Below are 4,206 nucleotides of genomic sequence, written 5' to 3' on the forward strand. Positions count from 1 at the left end.
TCTGTGCCCTTATCTGCGTCTGTTGATTGGGAAAGGGGATGCTTTCGGTACAGATACGCACTTTACGCTCGGCAGCGCCGCCGAAAGGCACAACCACAAGGACAGAACGGGAGGCCTGGGAGGCCAGTTGGAAGACATTTGGAGAGACCCTGGCATCTACCGGCTGGAAATCCTGATCGTAGACGTGAATTTCGACCCGGATGTTGCGGTCGTAGGGATTGGCGGGGAAGACGCGAACCGCAAAGACGTCGGTGAAGCTGTTGATCTCGCCACGCATCGGCGACATCGACTGAGCCTTGGCGGCAACGGGCGCCAATCCGACGGCCAACGCCGTCGCCAGGATTCGAGCATGTTTCACGACCCCTCCTTCGCTCGCGTCATTCGCAGCGCAGCGTTACCGTTGCCTGATAATTGCCGTTGGCGAAGCGATTGCTGCCGCCCTTGGTTCCGGCAAGGTGAACCGAGACGAGATCTGCGCCGGGGGTGGTGATGCTGGTTGTCGAGCCGGTCTCGACGATGGAATGCGCGCCGGCGGCGGAGTAGGTGGGTGTCCAGGTCGTCGACGTGCTGTCGGCGGATGGCACCGTCATGGTGGTGACCGGGTCGACGCTCAGCGACACACCTCCGGTCGTCGTCAGCGTCACGGTTCCAGCCGAGCCGCCGCTGTTGTGGGAGCTCAGGGACTGGAGATCGGGACTGGCCGTCATCGTACCGTTGGTGGCAACGACCAGCGTGCAGGTGGGCGCGATCGTGCCGTTGAAGATGACATTCTGCGTCGTGGCCAACGCGGCCTCGTCGACGCTGGCAACCAGCAGAGCTGCGCCGCAGGCGGCGCGAAACAATGTCATCGAGACCTCCTATCAAGCCGGATCGTCCGGATTAATATGAGAGCATCATCACTTTATCGTGGTTAATTTAGAGTTACCTAAAATAACGCCTCAAAAATAACAACTACAGGAACCGGAGGTTGCCCTCGGTTGCAAAAGCGGAACCACAGCGTAAATAGCGCTTATACTTGATAGCGCCGATAGAACCATGTTTTTCTTCGCAATATCGAGAAAAATCGATATTACGATACCTGCCCGGCTTCCCAACCCAGAATGGCGCGCTTGCGGGTCAGGCCCCAATGATAACCGGTGAGGTCGCCTGATTTGCCGATGGCGCGGTGACAAGGCACCACGAAAGAGAGCGGATTGGCGCCGTTGGCCGCACCGACCGCACGGCTGGCGGACGGTGCGCCGATGCTGGCCGCAATCGAGGAATAGGTGCGGGCCTTGCCCATCGGGATCTTGAGCAGCGCCTCCCAGACGCGAACCTGGAAGTCGGTGCCGATCATGACGACATGCAGCGGCTGGTCGGGGCGCCACAGCGTCGGGTCGAAGATACGGGCGGCATAGGGGCCGGTGGCAGTCATGTCCTCGACGTAGATGGCGTTCGGCCAGCGGCTGGACATGTCGGCGAAGGCGGCGCGTTCCTCGCCGGGGTCGCTGAAGGCGAGGCCGGCGAGCCCGCGCTCGGTGGCCATGATCAGGGCGGTGCCGAACGGCGAGGAATGGAAGCCGTAGCGAATGGTGAGCCCGGCGCCGCGTGTCTTGTAGTCGCCCGGCGACATCGCCTCGTGCGTGACGAACAGGTCATGCAGCCGGCCGGGGCCGGACATGCCCAGTTCGAATGAGGTCTCGAGCAGAGGCATGCCGGAATCGAGCAGCCTGCGCGCATGGTCCAGTGTCACCGCCTGCAGGAAGGCCTTGGGCGACAGGCCGGCCCAGCGGGTGAAGAGTTTTTGCAGGCCGGTCGGCGTCTCGCCGACCTCCTCGGCCAGCTCTTCGAGGGAAGGCTGATCGCGATAGTCGAGACTGATCTTCTCGATGGCACGGCGCACGATCTCATAATCGCTGCCCTCAGGCGTGATGTCCTTTTTGAGGACTGCGGTGTGTGTGCTCATGGAACTGTCTCCTTGAGCCGGAATATCGCCCCTCGGGGCGTCGATCGCCACCCGAAACTTGCCTTCTTGCGGCGCATACCCGGATAGGCACCGGATTCGAGCCCAGGAATCGCTCGCGGCTGCCTCAGCGTGTCTTGGCGGGCGCCAGCGCGCGCGAAAAGGCGGTGGCAAAACTCTCGCGGGAATCGGGGTCCAGGAACGATCCGATCGGCACGTTCTGGCCTTCACCTTGCACCGTCATGCCTGTGATGCCGATCTCGGCGTGACGGGCCACCGAAAACCGCGCCCAGAACGGATTGAAGCGATGCGCTTCCGATTTCCCCGAGGGGGCTGTCTTGCGGATGTCGAGGCTGGTGCGCGAAACCGAGACTTCTTCGCGTGCGCGAGCGGCACGATAGTTGATGCGAAAGGCGATGTAGACGGCGGCCACGTCGAGGCCGAAGAAGCCGAACACCGGCCAGGCGCCGCGCGACAGGAAAAACGCGCCTGTCACCAGCCAGCCGAACAGCAGCGCGCCCATCAGGACGAAGAAGCCTGTCCGGCCCAGAGACCGGTGCGGGGTCAGTAGCGCCTGAAAGAATGGCTCGTCGGCCTGAAACGAGGCGTTTGTGTCGCTCATGAGGGGATATTATAGGAGGGAAATGGCAAGCCCCAAGTCCAAAGATTCTTCCCTGTCCAAAAAAGAGCCGTTGCCCGCACGACGCGATGGTTCGAACGCAAAGCCGCGCCCGCGGCCGGCGCGAAGCGCGTTACGCTACAGCCCGGCCGAAGTGAAAGAGATATTCCGGCGCTTTTCCGTCCAGCGGCCCGAGCCGAAGGGCGAGCTCGAACATGTCAACGCCTTCACGCTGCTGGTCGCGGTGGTGCTGTCGGCGCAAGCGACGGATGTAGGCGTCAACAAGGCGACGCGGGCGCTGTTCAGGGCCGCCGATACGCCGCACAAGATGCTGGCGCTGGGGGAAGCAAGGGTCGGCGAATATATCCGCACCATCGGGCTGTGGCGCAACAAGGCGAAGAATTTGATTGCGCTGTCGCAGGCGCTGATCCGCGACCATGGCGGCGAGGTACCCGATAATCGAGATGAATTGGTCAAGCTGCCCGGGGTCGGGCGCAAGACCGCCAATGTCGTGCTCAACATGGCCTTCGGCCAGCACACGATGGCGGTCGACACGCACATTCTTCGCATAGGCAACCGGCTCGGATTAGCGCCCGGCAAGACGCCGGAACAGGTCGAGCAGGGATTGTTGAAGATCATTCCGGACGAATATATGCGCCATGCACATCACTGGCTGATCCTGCATGGCCGCTACGTCTGCAAGGCGCGCAAGCCGGATTGCCCGGCCTGCGTCATCGCCGACATCTGCAAGGCCGAGGTCAAGACGACCGATGTGCCGGCACCGCTGGTGCCGATCGCACCGCTCGACCCGGTCGAAGAGGTTCAGGACCGAGGCGGAACGGCGGCGTAATTCAACTCTCCTCCACAAACACCTCTTCGCGCTTTTTCTTGACCGCCGGCAGGAAGACGACGGCGAGCACGGCGAGCGCTATGAGCAGCAGGCCGGCGCTGATCGGTCTGGTCACGAAGGTGCTCGGGTCGCCGCGCGAGAGAATCATGGCGCGGCGCAGATTTTCCTCGAGCAGCGGGCCGAGCACGAAGCCGAGCAGCAGCGGTGCCGGTTCGCAGCGCAGCTTGGTCAGGAGGTAGCCGAGGAAGCCGAAGAAGGCGACGGCGTAGAGATCATAGACGTTGCTGTTGACGCTGTAGACGCCGATCGAGCAGAACGCCATGATGATCGGGAAAAGCACGTAATAGGGGATCGTCAGCAGCTTCACCCAAAGCCCGATCAGCGGCAGGTTGAGGATGATCAGCATCAGATTGCCGATCCACATCGAGGCGATGATGCCCCAGAACAGCGCCGGCTGTTCGGTCGCGACATTGGGGCCGGGCACGATGCCCTGGATGATCATGGCGCCGATCATCAGCGCCATGACAGGGTTGGCCGGAATGCCCAGCGTCAGCATCGGGATGAAGGAAGTCTGCGCACCGGCATTGTTTGCCGATTCCGGTCCGGCGACGCCTTCGATGGCGCCCTTGCCGAACTCCTTCGGGTTTTTCGAGACGCGTTTTTCGACCGTGTAGGAGGCAAAGGCTGCCAGGATCGCGCCGCCTCCCGGCAGGATGCCGAGCGCTGAACCGATGATCGTTCCGCGCACGATGGGCGCTGCCATGCGCCGAAAGTCCTCGCGGGTCGGCATAAGGC

At 62.4% G+C, this 4,206-nt stretch carries 6 protein-coding genes; 1 reads left to right on the forward strand and 5 read right to left on the reverse strand.

All coding sequences use genetic code 11. The annotated features are described in order from the left end of the window. The 4 genes from EN884_RS27815 to EN884_RS27830 form a co-directional block, all read right to left on the reverse strand. On the reverse strand, nt 1-358 hold a 358-nt coding region (locus tag EN884_RS27815), incomplete at its 3' end, for a hypothetical protein (protein ID WP_128360848.1). Nucleotides 359-377: 19 nt separating this feature from the next. Next, complete coding sequence (locus EN884_RS27820; RefSeq protein ID WP_027161336.1) at nt 378-848, reverse strand: hypothetical protein; 471 nt, start codon at nt 846-848, stop codon at nt 378-380. 221 nt (nt 849-1,069) lie between these two features. Beyond that, a complete protein-coding gene (locus EN884_RS27825; protein ID WP_024502817.1) occupies nt 1,070-1,945 on the reverse strand; it encodes a bifunctional helix-turn-helix domain-containing protein/methylated-DNA--[protein]-cysteine S-methyltransferase in 876 nt (291 codons plus the stop codon). A gap of 124 nt (nt 1,946-2,069) precedes the next feature. Next, complete coding sequence (locus EN884_RS27830) at nt 2,070-2,564, reverse strand: DUF2244 domain-containing protein (protein ID WP_063169003.1); 495 nt, start codon at nt 2,562-2,564, stop codon at nt 2,070-2,072. A 22-nt stretch (nt 2,565-2,586) separates the two neighbouring features. Between EN884_RS27830 and nth the strand changes: the two genes are divergently transcribed. Continuing rightward, nucleotides 2,587-3,411, forward strand: a complete 825-nt coding sequence (nth, locus tag EN884_RS27835; RefSeq protein WP_063169002.1) for an endonuclease III — start codon at nt 2,587-2,589, stop codon at nt 3,409-3,411. Between the two features lies 1 nt (nt 3,412). Here nth and EN884_RS27840 read toward each other — a convergent pair. After that, on the reverse strand, nt 3,413-4,206 hold a 794-nt coding region (locus EN884_RS27840), incomplete at its 5' end, for a tripartite tricarboxylate transporter permease (RefSeq protein WP_206617654.1).

It is taken from the genome of Mesorhizobium sp. M7A.F.Ca.AU.001.01.1.1, from assembly GCF_004022735.1.
In the GTDB taxonomy this organism is placed as follows: domain Bacteria; phylum Pseudomonadota; class Alphaproteobacteria; order Rhizobiales; family Rhizobiaceae; genus Mesorhizobium; species Mesorhizobium ciceri.

Excerpts from the sequence above, each read along its gene's own strand:
- EN884_RS27820 (WP_027161336.1), bottom strand. The coding sequence starts at position 848 with ATGACATTGTTTCGCGCCGCCTGCGGCGCAGCTCTGCTGGTTGCCAGC.
- EN884_RS27825 (WP_024502817.1), bottom strand. The coding sequence starts at position 1,945 with ATGAGCACACACACCGCAGTCCTCAAAAAGGACATCACGCCTGAGGGC.
- EN884_RS27830 (WP_063169003.1), bottom strand. The coding sequence starts at position 2,564 with ATGAGCGACACAAACGCCTCGTTTCAGGCCGACGAGCCATTCTTTCAG.
- nth (WP_063169002.1), top strand. The coding sequence starts at position 2,587 with ATGGCAAGCCCCAAGTCCAAAGATTCTTCCCTGTCCAAAAAAGAGCCG.